The sequence below is a fragment of the Compostimonas suwonensis genome, assembly GCF_002797855.1.
Classification (GTDB): Bacteria; Actinomycetota; Actinomycetes; order Actinomycetales; family Microbacteriaceae; genus Compostimonas; species Compostimonas suwonensis.
Genome location: NZ_PGFB01000003.1, coordinates 432,104 through 451,743 on the forward strand (window position 1 = coordinate 432,104; position 19,640 = coordinate 451,743).

The 19,640-nt window shown below is 69.6% G+C and carries 20 protein-coding genes; 15 read left to right on the forward strand and 5 right to left on the reverse strand.

The features are described 5' to 3' along the window. Window position 1 precedes the first annotated feature (1 nt). From CLV54_RS09835 to CLV54_RS09855, 5 genes are all read left to right on the forward strand, one after another. Entirely contained in the window at window positions 2-1,384 is a 1,383-nt protein-coding gene (locus CLV54_RS09835; protein WP_100344784.1) for a GH1 family beta-glucosidase, read from the forward strand. 202 nt (window positions 1,385-1,586) lie between these two features. Then, a complete protein-coding gene (locus CLV54_RS09840; RefSeq protein ID WP_157802910.1) occupies window positions 1,587-2,372 on the forward strand; it encodes a hypothetical protein in 786 nt (261 codons plus the stop codon). Window positions 2,373-2,448: 76 nt separating this feature from the next. Continuing rightward, window positions 2,449-2,985: a DUF1990 domain-containing protein gene (locus CLV54_RS09845; RefSeq protein ID WP_157802911.1), complete on the forward strand. Its 537-nt coding sequence runs from the start codon at window positions 2,449-2,451 to the stop codon at window positions 2,983-2,985. Between the two features lie 114 nt (window positions 2,986-3,099). After that, complete coding sequence (locus tag CLV54_RS09850; RefSeq protein ID WP_100344787.1) at window positions 3,100-3,666, forward strand: LemA family protein; 567 nt, start codon at window positions 3,100-3,102, stop codon at window positions 3,664-3,666. A 12-nt stretch (window positions 3,667-3,678) separates the two neighbouring features. After that, window positions 3,679-4,554 carry a M48 family metalloprotease gene (locus CLV54_RS09855; protein ID WP_100344788.1) on the forward strand — a complete coding sequence of 292 codons (876 nt, stop codon included), beginning with the start codon at window positions 3,679-3,681 and terminating at the stop codon, window positions 4,552-4,554. Window positions 4,555-4,630: 76 nt separating this feature from the next. On the opposite strand, the gene CLV54_RS09860 is transcribed toward CLV54_RS09855, so the two are convergent. Further along, complete coding sequence (locus tag CLV54_RS09860; RefSeq protein ID WP_157802912.1) at window positions 4,631-5,767, reverse strand: diguanylate cyclase domain-containing protein; 1,137 nt, start codon at window positions 5,765-5,767, stop codon at window positions 4,631-4,633. Between the two features lie 16 nt (window positions 5,768-5,783). Beyond that, a complete protein-coding gene (locus CLV54_RS09865; protein WP_100344790.1) occupies window positions 5,784-7,052 on the reverse strand; it encodes a winged helix-turn-helix domain-containing protein in 1,269 nt (422 codons plus the stop codon). 159 nt (window positions 7,053-7,211) lie between these two features. Between CLV54_RS09865 and CLV54_RS09870 the strand changes: the two genes are divergently transcribed. The 6 genes from CLV54_RS09870 (at window position 7,212) to ilvA (ending at window position 13,830) form a co-directional block, all read left to right on the forward strand. Further along, window positions 7,212-8,339, forward strand: a complete 1,128-nt coding sequence (locus CLV54_RS09870; protein WP_100344791.1) for an ABC transporter substrate-binding protein — start codon at window positions 7,212-7,214, stop codon at window positions 8,337-8,339. 5 nt (window positions 8,340-8,344) lie between these two features. Next, the gene (locus CLV54_RS09875; protein WP_100344792.1) at window positions 8,345-9,304 is read left to right on the forward strand and encodes an ABC transporter permease; all 960 of its coding nucleotides are present in this window, start codon (window positions 8,345-8,347) and stop codon (window positions 9,302-9,304) included. After that, window positions 9,301-10,131 (forward strand): ABC transporter permease, encoded by an 831-nt coding sequence (locus CLV54_RS09880; protein WP_100344793.1) that lies wholly within the window; start codon window positions 9,301-9,303, stop codon window positions 10,129-10,131. The genes CLV54_RS09875 and CLV54_RS09880 overlap by 4 nt, the downstream gene beginning before the upstream one ends. Further along, the gene (locus tag CLV54_RS09885; RefSeq protein WP_100344794.1) at window positions 10,128-11,189 is read left to right on the forward strand and encodes an ABC transporter ATP-binding protein; all 1,062 of its coding nucleotides are present in this window, start codon (window positions 10,128-10,130) and stop codon (window positions 11,187-11,189) included. Before CLV54_RS09880 ends, CLV54_RS09885 begins: the two co-directional genes overlap by 4 nt. Before the next feature lie 99 nt (window positions 11,190-11,288). Continuing rightward, complete coding sequence (locus CLV54_RS09890; protein WP_100344795.1) at window positions 11,289-12,596, forward strand: AI-2E family transporter; 1,308 nt, start codon at window positions 11,289-11,291, stop codon at window positions 12,594-12,596. Continuing rightward, window positions 12,589-13,830, forward strand: a complete 1,242-nt coding sequence (ilvA, locus tag CLV54_RS09895) for a threonine ammonia-lyase (protein WP_100344796.1) — start codon at window positions 12,589-12,591, stop codon at window positions 13,828-13,830. The genes CLV54_RS09890 and ilvA overlap by 8 nt, the downstream gene beginning before the upstream one ends. Before the next feature lie 42 nt (window positions 13,831-13,872). Here the strand turns inward: ilvA and greA are convergent, their stop codons facing one another. Then, a complete protein-coding gene (gene greA, locus CLV54_RS09900) occupies window positions 13,873-14,364 on the reverse strand; it encodes a transcription elongation factor GreA (RefSeq protein WP_100344797.1) in 492 nt (163 codons plus the stop codon). Window positions 14,365-14,440: 76 nt separating this feature from the next. Beyond that, the gene (locus CLV54_RS09905) at window positions 14,441-14,842 is read right to left on the reverse strand and encodes a DUF4307 domain-containing protein (protein ID WP_100344798.1); all 402 of its coding nucleotides are present in this window, start codon (window positions 14,840-14,842) and stop codon (window positions 14,441-14,443) included. A 102-nt stretch (window positions 14,843-14,944) separates the two neighbouring features. Between CLV54_RS09905 and mca the strand changes: the two genes are divergently transcribed. From mca to CLV54_RS09920, 3 genes are all read left to right on the forward strand, one after another. Further along, on the forward strand, window positions 14,945-15,811 hold the full coding sequence (gene mca / locus CLV54_RS09910; protein WP_211294509.1) for a mycothiol conjugate amidase Mca: 867 nt from the start codon (window positions 14,945-14,947) through the stop codon (window positions 15,809-15,811). Next, a complete protein-coding gene (locus CLV54_RS09915; RefSeq protein WP_100344799.1) occupies window positions 15,808-16,122 on the forward strand; it encodes a hypothetical protein in 315 nt (104 codons plus the stop codon). The genes mca and CLV54_RS09915 overlap by 4 nt, the downstream gene beginning before the upstream one ends. A 137-nt stretch (window positions 16,123-16,259) precedes the next feature. Continuing rightward, entirely contained in the window at window positions 16,260-17,852 is a 1,593-nt protein-coding gene (locus tag CLV54_RS09920) for a hypothetical protein (RefSeq protein WP_170061967.1), read from the forward strand. A gap of 13 nt (window positions 17,853-17,865) precedes the next feature. On the opposite strand, the gene trhA is transcribed toward CLV54_RS09920, so the two are convergent. After that, window positions 17,866-18,669, reverse strand: coding sequence for a PAQR family membrane homeostasis protein TrhA (trhA, locus tag CLV54_RS09925; RefSeq protein WP_100344801.1), 804 nt, complete (start codon window positions 18,667-18,669; stop codon window positions 17,866-17,868). 72 nt (window positions 18,670-18,741) lie between these two features. On the opposite strand from trhA, the gene CLV54_RS09930 reads away from it, so the two are divergent. Then, window positions 18,742-19,527: an isoprenyl transferase gene (locus tag CLV54_RS09930; protein WP_100344802.1), complete on the forward strand. Its 786-nt coding sequence runs from the start codon at window positions 18,742-18,744 to the stop codon at window positions 19,525-19,527. Window positions 19,528-19,640 lie beyond the last annotated feature (113 nt).

Here is a 19,640-nt window from a genome sequence, read left to right on the forward strand (position 1 = left end):
CATGATCCCTCGCGGCTTCGAGGTGGGCGTGGCGACATCCGCGTTCCAGATCGAGGGCGCGACACGCGAGGGCGGCCGGGGCCCCTCGGTCTGGGACGTCTTCACCCACGAGAACGGCCGGATCCTCGACGGCTCGACGGCGGATGTCGCGACCGACCACTACTCGCGGTTCGCCGACGACGTGGCGCTCATGCGCGAGCTCGGCGTCGACTCCTACCGTTTCTCGATCGCCTGGCCGCGCATCCAGCCGCGCGGGCGAGGGCAGCTCAGCCAGGACGGCCTGGCCTTCTACGACCGCCTGCTCGACGCGCTCCTGGTCGCCGGCGTCTCGCCCATGGCGACGCTCTACCACTGGGACACCCCCGCGGCGCTCGCCGGGTGGCTCGACCGCGACACCGCCTACCGTTTCGCCGACTACGCCTTCTCGCTCGGCGAGGTCTTCGGCGACCGCATCGACTCCTGGGTCACGATCAACGAGCCGGCGACGGTGACCCTCAACGGCTACGCCCTCGGTCTGCACGCGCCCGGATCGACCCTGCTCTTCGACGCGCTGCCCGCCGCCCACCATCAGCTGCTCGGCCACGGGCTCGCCGTCGACGCGCTCCGCTCGGCGGGGGTGCGCGGGCGGGTCGGCATCACGAACGTTCACTCTCCGGTCGAGCCGGCCGGTGACCGAGAGGATGACGCGGCCTACGCCGCGCTCTTCGACCACGTCCACAACCGGCTGTTCGCCGACCCCGTGCTGCTCGGCCGGTACCCGGAGCCCCCCGAGCCGTTCCAGGGGCTCTTCGCGTCGTTGCGCGAGGCCGACCGCGACGACGCGGCGACGATCGCGCAGCCCCTCGACTTCTACGGGCTGAACTACTACTTCCCGTCGCGCATCGCGGCGGGCCCGGGCGACGGCTCCTCGCCCGACGGCCACGCGAGCGCCATGAGCTCGCTGCCCTTCCATCTCGCTCCGTGGCCCGAGCTGGGGCGCACGGGGTTCGGCTGGCCCATCGCTCCGGGCTTCCTCGCGGTGGCGCTGCGCGAGCTCGCCGAGCGCTACGGCACGGCGCTGCCGCCCGTCGTCATCACCGAGTCGGGCGCGAGCTTCGTCGAGACGGCGGACGGCGGCGACGGCGCTCGTGTCGACGACGGCGCCCGCATCGACTACCTCGCCGATCACCTCAGCGCTGCCCTCGCCGCGACCGGTCCCGGCCGCGCGGCGGAGGGCGTCGACCTGCGCGGCTTCTTCGTCTGGTCGTTGCTCGACAACTTCGAGTGGGCGGCCGGCTACACGCAGAAGTTCGGGCTCGTGGGGGTCGACCCGCGCACCCGCGACCGCACCCCCAAGGCCTCGTATCACTGGCTGCAGACAGTGCTGGGCGACCGCGAGCGGTAGACGAGGGGGCGGCGGCGACGGTCGGGGCATCCGGGGCGTGAGACGGGCGGAATCCGAACGAATCTCATTTTTACCCCCCATTCGGGTGTCTCGTCACATGCGCCGCACCTGACATGATGGTGGGGCAACCCGAAGTTGGCACAAGAGTTTCGCACGAGCGCCGAACCGTTTAACCGAACTCCGTGAAATTTGGGGGTTTGCCATGTCAATTTTCTGGTATCGGGATGACGTTCCGGGGTCCACGAAGCCGAGGGCTCGGCGGATCCTGGGAGTGGCCGCGACGGCCGCACTGATCGTGGCGGGCACGAGCTTCGCCCTGTCGGCTCACGCTGCCGGACGCAGCGCGGCGCTCACCGAGCAGAAGACGGCGGCCATCGCGGAGGTCGGCGGGAGCGTCGGCATCGGAGGCTTCGGCGCCGACATCGCCGGCAGCCGGCTCTCGAGCGCCCGGGGGCTCGCCTCCGCGGAGCTCGCCCGCTCGGCCGACGTGCTCACGCTCGGCACGGGCAGAGCCGGGGCCGCCGAGCTCGCGGCGCTGGCCGGAGCCGTCGACTCCACTCGTTTCGCGCTCGCCTCGACGGGCAGCTGGGAACCGCTGCTCGACACGGTCTACGAACAGCGCGCGGCGCAGAAGGCCGTGACCGAGTCCGTCGCCGCGTGGGAAGCCCGGGAGCAGGCTCGCATCGCCGCCGAGGCCGCCGCGCAAGCCGCCGCAGCGCAGTCCGCGGCGCAGCAGAGCGGCACGTCCTTCTCGAGCGACGACTCGTCCGACTACTCCGACTCGTCCGACTACTCCGGCGACGCCGGCTCCGGCGTCGCCTCCGCCCCGTCGGAGTCCGCCTCCCCAGCGCTCGCGTCACCCGCGGCCGCCGGTGAGACGTACTACGCGCCGGGCGTGACCTCGACTCCTCCGGCCAACGACAGTTGCGGCCCCTGCCCGGGCGCGACTCTCGTTCTGATCGACGGGTATTGGGGGTGCCCGCTCTAGTCGCCGAACCGACTGGGATGGCCGGTTGCGGGGGTGGCGACCGGCCATCGATCTGTTAATCAGACAAGATGTGCGGGTGGGGGTCGTGCATGCAGAGTCGTTGGAGCCGAACTCGAAGGAGTTCCGCGGCGTCTCGGCCGACGCCCCGCCGGGATTCACCGTCACCGTCCGCTCGCGAGGCATCGGCGAGGGCGAGGAGTGCTTCCGGGTCGCCCGGCGGCTGCTGTTCAGCTGGCAGGTGCAGCTCGGCTCCGGGTTCCGCCCCATCGAGGTTCCGCCGGAGGTGCGGGTCGGCGCGTCATCCGTCTTCACGATCCCCTTCGGTCCGCTCGCGCCGCAGGTGGCCTGCCGGGTCTTCGAGGTGATCGACGAGCCCCGTCGCGCCGAGTTCTCGCACGTCGCGCTCGAGGGCCATCCCCAGGCCGGGTGGGAGAGCTTCGGCGTCATGCACGAGCCCGACGGCCGCGTGCGGCTGACCGTGCGCGTGGTCTGGCGGCCCGCCGTCTGGTGGATGAAGGCGCCCGGCCCGCTCACGGGGGAGGCGCTCGCGCTCGTGCTGCGCCGCAACCTGCGCTCCCTCGACGTCGGGCTCCGAGCTGCACGTTCGTCCTGAGCCGCCTGCGCCCTAGCTTGGAGTGTCCCGACAAGCCCATCCGCGCCGCAGACGCGCGGATAGTATAAATGCGTGCACACAGCTGCACCCCTTCACAGCCAAGGAGTTCTCGCCATGGAATGGCTCATCCCGGTTATCATCGTCGTCGCGCTCGTCGTGATCGTCGGCATCTACCTGTGGGCGACCTACAACTCCCTCGTCACGCTCAACGTGCGGGTCGATGAGGCGTGGAGCGACATCACCGTCCAGCTCAAGCGTCGTGCAGACCTCATCCCGAACCTCATCGAGGCGGTCAAAGGCTACGCGGCACACGAGAAGGGCGTCTTCGAGTCCGTCACTCAAGCGCGCGCCGAGACTCTGTCGGCGCAGGGCCCGGCCGAGGCATCCGTGGCCGAGAACCACATGCAGAACGCCCTCAAGAGCATCTTCGCCGTGGCCGAGGCCTACCCGCAGCTCCAGGCGAGCCAGAACTTCCTGCAGCTGCAGGCCGAGCTCGTCGACACGGAAGACAAGATCCAGGCCTCGCGTCGCTTCTACAACGGCGGGGTGCGCGAGCTCAACACCAAGATCAAGGTCTTCCCCAACACGCTCTTCGTGCGCAACCTCGGCTTCACCGAGCGCGACTTCTTCGAGGTGTCGGATGTCGCGGCGATCGCCGAGCCTCCGCGCGTGCAGTTCTAGCGACCGGCACCGATGTACAGCGCGATAGCCCGCAACAAGCGCAACACGGTCTTCATCATCCTGCTCTTCCTGCTGATCATCGGCGGGCTCGGCTGGCTGGCGAGCTTCGTCTACGGCGGCAACTGGTCGATCGTGATCGTGACGCTCGTGATCGCGGGCGGCTACGCCCTCATCCAGTACTTCGCGGCGAGCGGCCAGGCCATCGCGATGTCGGGCGCCGTGCAGATCCAGAAGGCCGACAACCCCCGCCTGTGGCGCATCGTCGAGAACCTCTCGATCACGACCGGCACGCCCATGCCCAAGGTCTACATCATCAACGACCCCGCGCCGAACGCCTTCGCGACCGGCCGTGACCCCCAGCACGCGGTCGTCGCCGCGACGACGGGGCTGCTCGACATCATGACCGACTCCGAGCTCGAGGGCGTCATGGCGCACGAGCTCGGCCACGTGCGCAACTACGACATCCGGGTGTCGATGATCGTCTTCGGCCTCGTCGTGGCCGTGGGCTTCATCGCCGACATGTTCCTGCGCATGGCGTTCTTCGGCCGCAACAACAACAACGGCAACCCGATCGTGCTGGTCTTCGGCCTCGTCGCGATGATCATCGCGCCGCTCGTGGCCACGATCGTGCAGCTCGCGGTGTCCCGTCAGCGCGAGTACCTGGCCGACGCGACGGGAGCGCTCACCACGCGGCATCCGGACGCCCTTGCGAGCGCCCTCATCAAGCTCGGCGAATACGGCAGGCCCATGCGCAAGCAGGCCTCGACGATGTCGCACATGTGGATCGCCGACCCGCTCAAGCCGGGCGTCATCACCCGCCTGTTCAGCACCCACCCGCCCATCCCCGAGCGCGTCGCCCGTCTCGAGAAGATCGGCCGCGAGTTCTGAGCGATCAGCTCTAGCCGATCCCCCTGAGCCCCACGAACGTTGTGCGGGAGCGCAGATCCTGCGGTCGTGCGGTGTGTCAGGGCGCCGTGGCCGGAGTGTCGCCGGAATCCGTGCGCTCGGCCTCGGCCGACGCGCGGCGCACGAGCCGCCGGAAATCGCCGGGGCCGGGCGGCTGCTCCGCGATGCCGATGCTCACCGTCGGCCCGACGGGCGCGTCTTCGGGCGCGGCCGTGCGCGCGAACTCCTCCTGAACGCTCGCCGCGACCGCGCGGGCGTCGTCGAGCCCGGCCTGCGACAGCAGGAGGCCCAGCCGGTCGCCGGCGATCCTGCCGAGCTGAGCCTCCGGGGCGGCCGTGCGCAGCGCCGAGGCCAGGCGGTCCATGAGCACCATCGAGCGCTCGCGCCCGTGGGTGACGCGGATGGTCGCGATCGAGTCGACGGATGCCGCGAGCAGCACGCACTCGGAGCCCTCGCGGTCGAGCGCCTGCGCCCCGGCCCGGAGGAAGGCGCGGCGGTCGAGCACTGCGTTCTCCGACCCCGCGCCCTCCGCCCCGATGCCCTCCGACCGTCGCCGGGTGTCCTGGGCCCGGAGCGTGATCATCGAGACGGCCGTGACGACGACGAACACGATGTTCATGACCGTTGTTGTCTGGGTGCTGTAGACCGTCGAGAACAGCTGGTCCCGCGGGCCGACGACCCAGAAGGCGATCAGCCGGGTTCCCGAGTAGAGCGTCTCGAGCCACAGCACGGCCGAGAGCAGGCGCGCGCTCGAGTACCGGCCCATGGGCGCGCGGAGCGCCTCGCAGGCGATGAGAGCCGAGAAGGCCGTGAGCGCGATGAGCTTCTCGGGGGTTCCCGCCCACTTGCTGCCGTCCGGAGAGGGCAGCGACGACGCGACCCCCACGATCACGGTGACGGCGAAGGCCAGGAGGAGGAAGGAGCGGCGCCGGCCGTTGAAGACCCGGCAGCCCGCCCAGACGGCGCCCAGGGTGAAGACCATGCCCGCGTTGCCCACGGCGACCGACCACCAGACGTCGTCCGACTGGCCGGAGACGAAGAACGCGAGGGTCGTGAGCGCGGCCGACACGAAGGCCAGCCCCCAGTAGCGGGCCGAGGTCTCGCCGAGCGCCCGGGTGCTGTCGAGGAAGTAGACGACACCGGTCGCGCAGACCACGAGCGCCGAGAGCCCGAGGAGCGTCGGTAGATCGAACACCACGCCGTTCCCCCGATCAGTCGACCACCGACTCTATAGCCTCCTCGACCTCGTCGGTAGTCGTGAACTCGGTCGTGCGCACCCCGAGGGCGAGCGCCACCTCGCGGGCCAGGGTGCCGCGGTCGACGACGGCGATCTCGCCGAGCCCCTGCCACGCGGCCGTCTGCCGCAGCACCTCGGCGAGGCGCTCGGCCGTCTGCGGCGGGGCGCCCTCCTCTCGCCAGGCGGCGCGCACGCGCAGCACCCCGGCCTGCCTGTCGTTCTTGAGGTCGACGCGGCCCACGACGCGGTCGTCGACGAGCAGCGGCAGCACGTAGTAGCCGAAGACGCGTTTGGGCGCCGGAGTGTAGATCTCGATGCGGTAGTGGAAGTCGAAGAGCCGCAGCGCCCGATCCCGCTGCCAGACGACCGGGTCGAACGGGGTGAGCAGGGCCGTCGCGTCGATGCGGCGGGGGAGACGCGCCTCGCGGTGCAGCCACGCCGGCAACGGTCTTCCGCCGCGCTCCCAGCCCTCGACGACCACGGGAACGAGCTGGCCGCCGTCTTCGAGATCGCGGATGGCGCGGCGGGCGTCGCTCGCGCCGATGCGGTAGTAGTCGGCGAAGTCGCCGGCCGTGCCGATGCCGTGGGCACGCGCCGAGCGCAGGACGAGCTCGCGCACGGCGTCGTCTTTCTCGACGTGGGCCTCGATGAGCTCTGCCGGCAGGACCTGTTCGGGCAGGGCGTAGCGGCGCTCGAACCGGGTGCGGCCGGCCGTGACGACATCGCCCCAGATAAAGAGGCTCTCGAGCCCGCGCTTGGCATCGGACCAGCCCCACCACGGCCCGCGCCGCCGAGTGGCCTCGTGCTCGATCTCGCTCGCGGCCATGGGCCCCTTCTCGGCGAGCTCGGCGCGCAGCCAGTCGAGCATGGACGCGTTCGCGTTGGCCCAGGAGCCCGGGTCTGCCGCGTCTTTGCGCCGGTACTCCTGCATACGCCAGCGCAGCAGCGCGAGGTCGTCGCGGGGGATGATCGCCGCCACGTGCGCCCAGTACTCGAGATAGCGGGTCTTGGGCGTGAACGTCAGCGCGTCGAGAAGCGCCTTGTCGTAGCCGCCGAGACGGGCGAAGACGGGCAGGTAGTGGCTGCGCTCGAAGACGTTGACCGAGTCGATCTGCAACAGGTTGATGCGCTCGATGAGCGTGTTGAGCTGCCGGGTGCCGATCGTCTCGGGGCGCGGGCGGCCGAAGCCCTGTGCTGCGAGCGCGATGCGCCGGGCGAGTGCTGACGAGATTCTCTGAGCCATCGATGGACACACTAGTGCCGACATCCGACGTTCACGCCGGGTTAACCGTCGCTCTGCCACCCATTCGGGCCACGCGGATAGCTTTGCCTGGTCCGCACGAGGGACGACAGAGCCCGTACACAGCAGGGCGGCCGTCGTGCGATCACTATGGAGGAATTTATGTTCACCAAGCGAACTGCAGCGGCCGGCATCGCCGTCGCAACGGCTCTCGCGCTCTCGCTGAGCGCGTGCGCCTCGTCCACCCCGAGCGACGAGGGCAGCGCCGGCGGCACCGACGCGGCCACCGCGACGAGCGCAGCGGACTTCGGCGGCCTCGACGCCCTCGTCGAGGCGGCGCAGGCCGAAGGCCAGCTCAACGTCATCGCGCTTCCCGACAACTGGGCCAACTACGGCCAGATCATCGCCGCGTTCGAGGACAAGTACGACATCACGGTCAACTCGGCCGACCCCGACGTCTCGAGCGCCGAAGAGATCCAGGCCGCAGACAACCTCAAGGGTCAGGACACGGCTCCCGACGTCTTCGACCTCGGCACCGCGGTCGCGCTCGACAGCCTCGACTACTTCGCGCCGTACCAGGTCGAGACCTGGGACGACATCCCCGCCGAGAACAAGGAGGAGACCGGGCTCTGGGTCAACGACTACACGGGCGTGATGTCGGTCGGCTACAACTCCGACGCCGTGCCCGAGCCCACCTCGCTCGACGACCTGCTGGGTGCTGACTACAAGGGCAAGGTCGCCATCAACGGCGACCCGACCCAGGCCGGTGCCGCGTTCGCGGCCGTCGGTCTCGCGGCCGTGCAGAACGGCGGGAGCGTCGACGACTTCCAGCCCGGAATCGACTTCTTCTCCGAGCTCAACAAGGCGGGCAACTTCCTTCCGCTCGACCCGACCGAGGCGACCATCGCCTCCGGCGAGACCCCGGTCGTCTTCGACTGGAGCTACACCAACCTCGCCGCCGCGACGACGCTCCCCAGCTGGAAGGTCGCGATCCTCCCCGGCACCGCCTACGGCGCGTACTACAACCAGGCCATCAGCGCCGACGCGCCGCACCCGGCCGCCGCCCGCCTGTGGCAGGAGTTCATCTTCAGCGATGAGGCGCAGAACCTGTACCTCGCCGCCGGCGCCTTCCCGGTGCGCTACGCCGCCATGACCGACGCCGGCACGATCGACGCGGATGCCTCTGAGGCGGCCGGCTCGCTGCCCGAGAAGCTCGTCTCGCCCGACGCCGACCAGACCGAGGCCGCGAACGCACTTCTCGCAGCCAACTGGGCGACGGCGATCCAGTAGCACGCATGACAATCGCGACTGACGCGTCCGCGGCAGGCGCGAGCCCGGCCGGCGTCGAGACCAGTTCTCGGCGCCGGCCTTCGGCTCGTTCCGCGGGAGGCGGGCGCTCTGTTCGTGCTCGGAGCCTCATCCGCTATCTGGGGCTCACCCCCTTCGCCGCCTACATCCTGCTCTTCCTCGCCGTTCCGACGGTGCTCGCGCTCCTGACCGGGTTCTTCACCGAAGACGGCGCCTTCACCCTCGACAACGTGCTCGCCCTCGGCGACCCCGTCATCCTCTCGACCTTCGGCAACTCGCTGTGGGTCTCCGCCGTCACGGCCGTCGTCGGCGCGATCATCGGCGCGGTGATGTGCTACGCGCTGCTGGGCTTCTCCCACACCTCGGGCCTGCGCTCCGTCGTCGACTCGGCGAGCGGCGTGCTGGCCCAGTTCGGCGGTGTGATGCTCGCTTTCGCGTTCATCGCGACGATCGGCATCCAGGGGCTCATCACCGTCTTCCTGCGGGACACGCTCGGCTTCGACATCTTCGCGAACGGGGTCTGGCTCTACCAGGTTCCCGGGCTGCTGCTGCCCTACCTCTACTTCCAGGTGCCGCTCATGATCATCACCTTCATGCCGGCCATGGAGGGCCTCAAGCGCTCGTGGGCGGAGGCGAACGCCATGCTCGGCGGAACCCGCCTCACCTACTGGACGAAGATCGCGTTCCCCATCCTCGCCCCCTCGTTCTTCGGCAGCCTGCTGCTGCTCTTCGCGAACGCCTTCTCCTCGTACGCGACGGCCGCCGCGCTCATCAGCCAGGGATCGCAGATCGTGCCCCTGCAGATCCGCGGCGCCCTCATCTCGGAGACGATCCTCGGCCGCGAGAACCTCGCGGGAGCGCTCGCCCTCGGCATGATCATCGTGATGGTCGTGCTCATGACGGCCTACTCGGCGCTGCAGTCGCGCACCGAGAGGTGGCAGCGATGAGCGCGGGAGCGTCACGGCTGGGCGCCGAGCCCGGCGTCGTCGCCCGCTGGCTCATCGTGGGCGTCGTCGGCCTCGTCTTCGCCATCCCGATCGTCTCGATGATCGTCTTCACCCTCAAGGAGCCGACGGGCGGCTACACCGTCGACAACTGGCTGGGGCTCTTCGACCCCGAGAACGCGCGCAAGTACCAGAATCTCTTCACGGGCGTCGTCAACTCGCTCGTGCTCGCCGTCGTCACGGTCGCGATCATGCTCGTGTTCCTCGTGCCGACGATGATCCTCGTCCAGCTGCAGTTCCCGAAGCTGCGACGGGTGCTCGAGTTCATCTGCATCATCCCGATCACGGTGCCCGCGATCGTGCTCGTCGTGGGCCTGGCGCCCGTCTACTCGGTCGTCGCGCAGATCTTCGGCAGCGCGACCTGGACGCTCGCCTTCGCCTACGGCGTGCTCGTGCTGCCCTACGCCTACCGGGCGATCCAGTCGAACCTCTCGGCGGTCGACGTCGTGACCCTGAGCGAGGCGGCGCGTTCGCTCGGCGCCGGCTGGGGCACCATCCTGTTCCGGATCATCGTGCCCAACCTGAGGCGTGGTCTGCTCGCGGCCTCGTTCATCTCGGTGGCGGTCGTGCTCGGCGAGTACACCCTCGCCTCGCTGCTCAACCGCACCAACCTGCAGACCGCGCTCGTGCAGGTCTCGAAGAGCGACCCCTATGTCGCGGTCATCTTCTCCCTGCTCGCGCTCGCCTTCGCGTTCGTTCTTCTACTCGTCATCGGCAGGCTCGGGGCACCGCGCCCCCGCAGGCGCCGGGCTCCTGGAGGTCAGTCATGACACAGCTTCTCGCCGGCACCGGCGCACCCACGACGAACGCCGGGGTCACCGTGCAGTTCGACTCCGTCGTCAAGGAGTACTCGGGCCAGCGCGCCCTGACCGGGGTGAGCTTCACAGCCCAGCCGGGGGAGTTCATCGCGCTGCTCGGCCCCTCGGGCTGCGGCAAGACGACGGCCCTGCGCTGCCTCGCGGGCCTCGAGGAGATCGACGACGGGCGCATCCTGCTCGACGGCGACGACGTCTCGACGGTGCCGGCGAACAAGCGCGACATGGGCATGGTCTTCCAGTCCTATTCGCTCTTCCCCCATCTCACGACGGGCCAGAACGTGGAGTTCGGGCTGCGGATGCGCAAGGTCGCCGCCGACGATCGCCGACGTCGCGCGCGCGAGGCCCTCGAGATGGTCGGCCTCGGCCACCTGGAGGGGCGCTACGCCCACCAGCTCTCGGGAGGTCAGCAGCAGCGCGTGGCGCTCGCGCGCGCCCTCGTGACCGAGCCCCGGGTGCTGCTGCTCGACGAGCCGCTCTCGGCGCTCGACGCCAAGGTGCGGGTGCAGCTGCGCGACGAGATCCGCCGCATCCAGTCGGATCTCGGCATCACGACGCTCTTCGTCACACACGACCAGGAGGAGGCGCTCGCCGTCGCCGACCGGGTCGCGGTCATGAAGGCGGGCAACATCGAGCAGATCGGCACCCCCGAGGAGCTCTACGTGCAGCCGCGCTCGGCGTTCGTCGCCGAGTTCATCGGCCTGAGCAACCGGGTCGACGGCATCGTGAGCGGCGGAGCGGTCGAGGTCCTCGGCCAGCGCCTGCCCCTCGTCGATCCCACGACCGCCGACGGGGCCGTGCGGGTCTTCCTGCGGCCGGAGAACATCGAGTTCGCGGCGGACGGCCTGGAGGCGACGGTCGTCACGACGAGCTTCCTCGGATCGCTGCGCCGCACGACCGTGCGGGTCGGAGACGGGCTCCTGCTCTCGGTGCAGCACAGTGTGAGCGACCAGCCCGCTCCCGGCGCAGTCGTGCGCCTGGCCCTGCGGCCCGTCCCCGTGCCCGTCGAATAGAGCCGTGCCCGTCGAGCAGGGAACGAGCAGCAAGCAGGGAACGAGCAGAGAATCCGGCGCATACCGCCACGAGAATACGAGCGGACATAGACTGAGTCGATGGCGGAGTCGACGGGCAAGTCACGAAGGTTCTCGCTCTTCCCGAAGCGACGGGACGAGGACGCGCCTGCGCCTGTGCCCGTGCCGGAATTCGACGAGAACGAGTCGGTGACGCCGGGGGTCCGGCTGGCCGCGGCCTGGTCGTGGCGTCTGCTCCTCGTCGGCGCGCTCATCGCCGTGGTGATCTTCCTGGTCATCCAGCTGCGGCTCATCGTCATCCCGGTGCTCATCGCGGTTCTGCTCTCGGCGCTGCTCGTGCCCTTCTCGAACTTCCTGCAGCGGCACGGCTGGCCCAAGGGCCTCGCGGTCGCCGCTGCCCTCCTGAGCGCGATCGTCGTCGTCTCCGGTCTCGTGGTGCTCGTGGTCTTCCAGATCCGCTCGGGCCTGCCCGCCCTGCAGGAGCAGAGCATGCAGGCCTACGAGGAGTTCCGCGACTGGCTGCTCAACGGCCCGCTGCAGATCAGCGACGACCAGTTCCAGTCCTACCTCGACCAGGCCTGGGCGGCCATCCAGCAAGACAGCCAGGTGCTCGTCTCGGGCGCCCTGTCGTTCGGCTCGACGCTCGGCCACGTGCTCACCGGCCTGCTGCTCGTTCTCTTCAGCACGCTCTTTATGCTCATCGACGGCAAGGGCATCTGGGCCTGGATCGTGCGGGTCTTCCCGCGCAGGGCCCGGGCGGCCGTCGACGGCGCGGGCAAGGCGGGGTGGACGACGCTCGGCAACTTCGTGAAGGTGCAGATCCTCGTCGCCTCCATCGACGCCGTCGGCATCGGCGTGGGCGCCGCCCTGCTCGGCGTGCCGCTCGCGCTGCCCATCGGCGTGCTCGTGTTCCTCGGCTCCTTCATCCCCATCGTCGGTGCCGTCGTGACGGGGGCCGTCGCGGTCATCATCGCCCTGGTCTTCAACGGATGGATCATCGCCCTCGTGATGCTCGGCATCGTGCTGCTCGTGCAGCAGGTCGAGGGCCACGTGCTGCAGCCGCTCATCATGGGCTCCGCCGTGAAGGTGCACCCGCTCGCGGTCGTGCTCGTCGTGGCCGCCGGAACCCTGCTCGCCGGCATCCCCGGCGCCCTCTTCGCGGTGCCCTTCGCCGCCGTGCTCAACGTGATCGTCCACTACATCTCCAGCGGAGCCTGGCGCAGTGCAGCGCCACCGGCGGATGTCGCCGTCTCGCCGCTGTGGCAGACGGTTCCCCGCAACCTCGGCCAGCGCCGATCCGTCCGCCAGGTGCGGCCGGTTCCGCCCGCGCCGGCGGCGGGATCGACGGCCCAGACGAACCCCGCCAGAGAAAGCACCACGGATGACTGAAACAACCCTCGCAGGCCCCACGCTCGCCGACTTCGAGGCCGCCCGGGAGGTCGTCGCGCGGGTCGTGCAGACCACGCCGATCGAGAACTCGCGGCACCTGAGCGAGGTGCTCGGCTCACCCGTGCTGCTCAAGCTCGAGAACCTGCAGCGCACGGGCTCCTACAAGATCCGCGGCGCGTACAACCGGCTGGCCAAGCTGAGCGCGGAGGAACGCGCGCGCGGTGTCGTCGCCGCATCGGCGGGCAACCACGCGCAGGGCGTCGCCTTCGCCGCGCGTGAGCTCGGCATCCACGCGACCATCTTCATGCCGCTCGGCGTCGCCCTGCCCAAGCTGCAGGCCACCAAGAGCTACGGAGCGGATGTCATCCTCCGCGGTCACACGATCGAGGAGCTGCTCGTCGCCGCGGAGGAGTTCGCCTCGGCGACGGGTGCGATCTTCATCCCGCCCTTCGACCACCCCGACGTCGTCGCCGGCCAGGGCACCCTCGGCCTCGAGATCTTCGACGAGGTGCCCGATCTCGACACCATCATCGTGCCGATCGGCGGTGGCGGCCTCATCTCGGGCATCGCGAGCGCCCTCAAGCAGAAGGCGGCGAGCCTCGGTCGCACGGTGCGCGTGATCGGGGTGCAGGCGGCGAACGCGGCCGCGTACCCGCCCTCACTCGTGGCAGGGCATCCCGTCGACATCACCGTGGGCGCGACGATCGCCGACGGCATCGCGGTCGGACGGCCCGGAGCCCTCAACTTCGCGATCATCCGCGACGCCGTCGACGAGGTCGTCACCGTCAGCGAAGACGACATCGCGAAGGCCATGGTCGTGCTGCTCGAGCGCGCCAAGCAGGTCGTCGAGGCGGCGGGAGCCGTGGCCTCGGCCGCGATCCTCGCGGGAGCCATCTCTCCCGCGGCGGGGCCGACGGTCTCGCTGCTGAGCGGCGGCAACATCGATCCGCTGCTCATGCAGCGGGTCATCAGCCACGGGCTCGCGGCATCCGACCGCTATCTCAAGCTGCGCATCATGCTGCCCGATCGCCCGGGCCAGCTCGCGCGCACCTCGCAGATCGTGGCGGAGGCCAACGCGAACGTCGTCGAGGTGCTGCACACGCGGCACGGCCGCGGCCTGCAGATCAGCCAGGTCGAGCTCGAGATGAGCATCGAGACCCGGGGGCCGGATCACCGCGCCGAGGTCGTCTCGAAGTTGCGTGAAGCCGGCTACGACCCCATCGTCGACGAGTAGGGCTCTCGCCCGCTCAGCGGCCCGCCTGTCGGCTGCGGAGCTCTACTGGCCCGCGTAGGTCTCCACGGCGACGATCTCGACCGGGATGTCGCGACCGTTCGGTGCCGTGTACCCGCCCTTCTCGCCGACCTTCATGCCGATGATGGCGGCACCGAGCGGGCTCGCCTCGCTATAGACGTCGAGGTCGCTGTCGCCCGCGATCTCGCGGTTGCCGAGCAGGAACACGCTCTCGTCGCCCGCGATGAGCGCCGTGATGACCATGCCCGACTCGACCACGCCGTTGCTCTCGGGGGATTCGCCGACCTCGGCGGTGCGCAGCAGCTGGGTCAGCTGGCGGATGCGGGCCTCGATCTTGCCCTGCTCCTCCTTGGCCGCGTGGTAGCCGCCGTTCTCCTTGAGGTCGCCCTCCTCGCGGGCCAGCTCGATCTTCTTGGCGATCTCCTCGCGACCGCTTCCGCTGAGGTGGTCAAGCTCCTTGGTCAGACGGTCGTAGGCGTCCTGGGTGAGCCAGGTGACCGATGGGTCCTGAGACAATTGCACCACTCCTTATTCGCGCGACGCCTTATATGCATCGACGCCCTGACGAAGACGTCAGGGCGAACACAACATGCTAAGTGAGCCAGCAGCGGTAAATCAAGCCCGTGTTGCTCGGCTGCATGGTGCGCAGCACCTCGGTGAAGCGCCGGGTGTGCACATCGGAGGGCGGCAGGTCGATGACCTTCCAGCCGACGACGGTGAAGTTCTCGTCGAGAGCCTGCACGGCGCAGCTCGTCGCCGTGCCCGTGGGCACCGACACCTCGAACTCCACGCTCACGGTGTGCTCGTCGACGACCGTGTGCCCGATGTCCTGCGCCTCGACCGTGGGAGTGGAGCCGTCGAGACCCGCCCAGACCACCCAGACCGCGACCACCACGACGATGACGGCCCCGAGCGCGCCGAGCAGCCACCGGTCCCGGCGCGCGCGGGAGGGGGTGCGGCCGTAACGGCTCGCGATCTCGTCGGTCACAGCCACAAGAACTCCACAGAAGAAACGATTACGCTTGAGGTTCCAAGGCTATTGGCATTCCCTGTGAATTGATGACCGGGACGAGCGACCGGAGAGTTGAGAAGGCACGTGACACTGCGATTGCTGGCGGTGCATGCGCATCCCGATGACGAGTCGAGCAAGGGCGCGGCCACCTACGCCTATTACCGCAGCCGCGGGGCGAGCGTGATGGTGGTCAGCTGCACGGGCGGCGAGGGCGGCGACATCCTGAACCCGGCCGTCGACGCCGTCGCGATGGCGCACCGCGACCTGCCCGGGCTGCGACGCCGCGAGATGGCCGCGGCGCAGGCCGTCCTGGGCATCGAGCACCACTGGCTCGGCTACGTCGACTCGGGCATGGCGCGGGAGGACGGCACGCTGCCGGCCAACTCCTTCGCGGCGATCCCGCTCGAGATCTCGACCGCGCCGCTCGTGAACCTCGTGCGCGACTACCGGCCGCACGTGCTCGTCACCTACGACGAGAACGGCGGCTACCCGCATCCCGACCACATCCGCTGCCACCAGGTCTCGGTCGAGGCCTTCCGTGCGGCGGCCGATCCGACGCGGTACCCGGATGCCGGGGAGCCCTGGCAGATCTCGAAGCTGTACTACGACCGCATCCTCAACGCGCAGAAGGCCACGGCCGTGCACGCGATGCTCTCGGAGCGGATGCCCGGCTCGCCCCTCGTCGAGCGTCTCGAGGAGATCGCCTCGTGGATGTCGGAGCGCCCGCAGACCGCCACGACGCGGGTTCCGGTCGGCGAGTTCTTCGAGGCGCGCGACGCCGCCCTGCGCTCCCACGCGAGCCAGGTCGCGCCCGACAGCGAGTTCTTCTTCTGGCCCAACGAGCTGCAACGCGAAGCGTGGCCCTACGAGGACTTCGAGCTCGTAGAATCGAGTGTGCAGACCAGCATGCCCGAGAGCGATCTTTTCGCCGGAATCGAGGATGAGGCATGACCATCGTTCAGGGAGCGCTCCCGGCACTCGCCCGTTTCGCCGACGAGGAGTTCAACCCCGACACCGTCACCCCGGGGGTCATCGGGTTCTTCAGCATCTTCTTCATCGCGGTCGCGACCGTGCTGCTCATCCTCGACATGGTGCGTCGCATCCGGCGCACCAACTACCGGGCCGAGGTGCAGGAGCGTCTCGCGGCCGAGGTCGCGGCGCAGGCGGCGGGGGCGGGTTCCGCGGCCGGTTCGGCGTCGGGTGCGGGCACGAGCTCGCCATCGGGTTCGTCACGCGATTCCGGCGCTCCCTCGAAAGGCTGAGCGCCGCTCATACGGCCGTGCCCTAGCATTGCCCGGTGACGGTCGCCTCGAACGCAGCCGGCGGGGCTGATCCCGTGGAGGGCTCTGCGTCCGCGGGTTCTGCGTCTGAGGGTTCTGCGTCTGAGGGCTCTGCGTCCGTGGGCTCTGGGTCAGCGGGTTCTGTCGGGGCGGTCGTCGGGGCCACCGTCGCCATCGGCCTTCTCACCGCCCTCGTCTTCCTCGTGCGGGCGGGGGATGCGGGCGGGGCCAACTGGCCCGTCGGCTGGGAGCTGCGCAGCAGCGACAACGGCGTTCTCTTCCAGGTCGTGCAAGACGTCTTCGCCGGCCGCGACCTGGCCTGGAGCTTCTCCCCGCAGGTCTACGTCTTCCCCGAGCTGCCGATCAGCTTCGCGGCCTATCTGCTCGGCGCGGGCGACGTCTACCTCTACTACCTGTTCGTCGCGGTGATCAACAACTGTCTGCTCTTCCTGGCCCTTCTCGGGGTGCTCGGGCTGCTCCACCCCCGCGAGCGGATCTCGTCGTGGCTCGCCCGCGCGGCCGTCGCCACGACGCCCCTCCTGATCCTCCCGCTCATCGGAACGAGCTGGCTCGTCTCCTACCACCTGGCGCCGAGCTACTACTTCGGCATGTACCTGATGGTCGTGGCCGCTCCCGCGCTCTTCCTGGTGCGCAGTCGGCGGGCCCGCACGCTCATCGGGGTCGGCCTCGCGTTCACGGCCGCGTCCAACCCGCTCGCCCTCGTGTTCGCCGTTCCCGCCTTCGTCTGCGCGCTCCTCGTGCGCGGGCTGCGCCGGGGCATCCGCGCGACGGGGCGACCGATCGCGACCGCCGCTCTCGTGCTGCTCGGCGCCCTCGCCCTGCGGCTGCTCCTCCTGGCGCCGTTGCAGGGCACCTCGCCGCTCAGCTACATCGACCCCGAGGTGTTCCGCAGGAGGCTGGAGGCTTTCGGCCCCTACCTCGACTACCTCGCCTACGACACGAGCACGAGGGTCGTGCTCGTGCTCGGCGTCATCCTGTCGATCGTGTGCCTCATCGGGGCCGTGACCGCCGCCGCTGTGTACCTGCGGCGGACGCGCACACCCGACGATCGCCTGCTCGTCGCCGTGTATCTGGGGCTCGTGCCGCTCACCGGGCTCGCAGGAACCGCCGTGCTCATGGTCACCAACTACCTCTACCTCTGGCCCGTGCTCATCGCCCCCTTCGTCTTCGTGCTCATGGCGCTGCCGCGCGGCTGGGCGGGGCGGGCGCTGCCGATCGCCGCCACGGCTGTCGTGGCGGTGGGGCTGTTCGTGGGCGCCGTGCCCAACCTGGCGCACGGCGAGCGCTACTTCGGCTACCGGAGCGCCGAGACGCAGTGCCTCGACGAGGGTCTCCCCGAGGGCGCGCTGACCGGCTACGCGACCTTCTCCGACGCCCGCCGGATGTCGCTCACCTCCGAGCGCGGCTTCCGGCTCGTCCAGGTGACGGATGCCGGCGAGCTCTCCGACTGGCTCACCAACCGTGACTACGCGCTCGAGGCGGGGAGCTTCTTCTACGTCAACGGACGGGGCGACGAGCTCGCGATCGACACCGGCTTCCTCACGGGCGAGTTCGGCGAGCCCGACAGCGAGTTCAGCTGCGGGGACGACCAGAGGGTGCTCGTGTACACCGAGCCGCGGAAGCTCGCCGCGATCGCCGAGTACTACGGCCCCGCGGCATCCGCTGCCCGCATGGCCGGCCGGCCGGGCTAGGAGCGCGCCCGGGTCAGCCGAGGATGGGCGGGTCGATCGCCACGAGGAAGATGCCGACCCACTGGCACAGGAAGGCGAGCACCGTGAAGGTGTGGAAGATCTCGTGGAAGCCGAAGACGCCCGGGAACGGGTTCGGCTTCTTGATGCCGTAGAAGACGGCACCCGCCGTGTAGAGCAGGCCGCCCACGAGGATGAGGATCATCATGGCCGCGTTGGCCTGGAAGAAGTCGACGATGAACATGATCGCGCCCCAGCCCATGAGCACGTAGATCGGCGTGTACAGCCAACGGGGGGCGCTGATCCAGAAGACACGGAAGCCGATGCCGAGGATCGCGCTCGCCCAGACGAGGCTCAGCAGCAGCACGGCCTTGTCGGTCGGCAGGCTCAGCACGGTGATCGGCGTGTAGCTTCCCGCGATGAGCAGGAAGATGTTCGCGTGATCGATGCGCTTGAGGATGACCTTCGTGCGCGGCTTCCAATCGAAGCGGTGGTAGAGCGCGGAGTTGCCGAAGAGCAGCAGCGAGGTCAGCATGTAGACCGCGCTGCTCCACTTCGCGGCCGGGCCGTCGGCGAGGGTGATGAGCACGATGCCGAGCGCGATCGCGACCGGGAAGGTCGCCGCGTGGATCCAGCCGCGCCAGGTCGGTTTGATCTCGCCGACGTAGGGCTGCGCGGCGTCGATGAGGGGCAGATGGGGGAGCTCGGGGCCGGCGTCGGCGGCACGGTCGACCGCGGCATCCGTTGCGGCATCCGTCGCTGCATCCGACGCGGGCGCGGCGACGGGTTCGCGCGTGTCGGGGGACTCCGGGGCGATCATGCAGCAAGACTACGGGAGGCCCGCCGGAGCCAAGCTGTGAGTCTTGCGCCCGCGGTGGACTAACGTAGGCCTGTGAGCAAGCGGCAAGTCCCCCTCGGGCGGGGTCTCCTGTATGAGCTCTACCAGAAGCGTTTGCGGCAGAGCCTCGCCCCCCAGACCCTGCCACACCATGTGGCCATGATCATCGACGGCAACCGGCGCTGGGCGCGCCAGCTCGGCTTCGAGACGGCAGCCCACGGCCATCGGGCCGGGGCCGCGAAGATGCGCGAGTTCCTCGAGTGGTGCGACGACCTGGGCATCTCGGTCGTGACGCTCTACCTGCTCTCGTCGGACAACCTCAGCAACCGGTCGAGCGAAGAGCTCGACGCCCTCATCGAGATCATCGCCGAGCTCGCGGAAGACCTCTCGCACTACCGCGACTGGCGCGTCAAGCACGTCGGCTCGGTCGAAGGGCTGCCCGTACCGCTCGTCGAGGCTCTCAAGGCCGCTGAGGCCCGTACAGCGGGCAACACGGGGCTGCACGTCAACCTCGCGATCGGCTACGGCGGCCGCACCGAGATCGCGGATGCCGTGCGCAGCATCATCGCCGCCCACCACCTGCAGGGCGGCACGATCGAAGACCTCGCCGCCGTGCTGACCCCCGACCTCATCGGAGAGCACCTCTACACGGGCGGCCAGCCCGACCCCGACCTCGTGATCCGCACCTCGGGGGAGCAGCGGCTGAGCGACTTCATGCTCTGGCAGAGCGCGCACAGCGAGTTCTACTTCATGGAGGCGCTCGGCCCCGATCTCCGCGAGGTTGACTTCCTCCGCGCGCTCAGGGACTACTCGCGTCGCAACCGGCGCTTCGGCGGCTAGCCACGCCCCCAGTCGCCACGCTCCCAGCTGCCCCGCCCCGCCCGCACCAGCTGCCCTGCCCGCCCGCACCCCATATGCAGGAGATCCGGGTGCCGGTTGCCCGATCGGCACCC

Coding starts and splice junctions, on each gene's coding strand:
- CLV54_RS09835 (WP_100344784.1), top strand. CDS start 2: ATGATCCCTCGCGGCTTCGAGGTGGGCGTGGCGACATCCGCGTTCCAG.
- CLV54_RS09840 (WP_157802910.1), top strand. CDS start 1,587: ATGTCAATTTTCTGGTATCGGGATGACGTTCCGGGGTCCACGAAGCCG.
- CLV54_RS09850 (WP_100344787.1), top strand. CDS start 3,100: ATGGAATGGCTCATCCCGGTTATCATCGTCGTCGCGCTCGTCGTGATC.
- CLV54_RS09855 (WP_100344788.1), top strand. CDS start 3,679: ATGTACAGCGCGATAGCCCGCAACAAGCGCAACACGGTCTTCATCATC.
- CLV54_RS09865 (WP_100344790.1), bottom strand. CDS start 7,052: ATGGCTCAGAGAATCTCGTCAGCACTCGCCCGGCGCATCGCGCTCGCA.
- CLV54_RS09870 (WP_100344791.1), top strand. CDS start 7,212: ATGTTCACCAAGCGAACTGCAGCGGCCGGCATCGCCGTCGCAACGGCT.
- CLV54_RS09875 (WP_100344792.1), top strand. CDS start 8,345: ATGACAATCGCGACTGACGCGTCCGCGGCAGGCGCGAGCCCGGCCGGC.
- CLV54_RS09880 (WP_100344793.1), top strand. CDS start 9,301: ATGAGCGCGGGAGCGTCACGGCTGGGCGCCGAGCCCGGCGTCGTCGCC.
- CLV54_RS09885 (WP_100344794.1), top strand. CDS start 10,128: ATGACACAGCTTCTCGCCGGCACCGGCGCACCCACGACGAACGCCGGG.
- CLV54_RS09890 (WP_100344795.1), top strand. CDS start 11,289: ATGGCGGAGTCGACGGGCAAGTCACGAAGGTTCTCGCTCTTCCCGAAG.
- ilvA (WP_100344796.1), top strand. CDS start 12,589: ATGACTGAAACAACCCTCGCAGGCCCCACGCTCGCCGACTTCGAGGCC.
- CLV54_RS09915 (WP_100344799.1), top strand. CDS start 15,808: ATGACCATCGTTCAGGGAGCGCTCCCGGCACTCGCCCGTTTCGCCGAC.
- trhA (WP_100344801.1), bottom strand. CDS start 18,669: ATGATCGCCCCGGAGTCCCCCGACACGCGCGAACCCGTCGCCGCGCCC.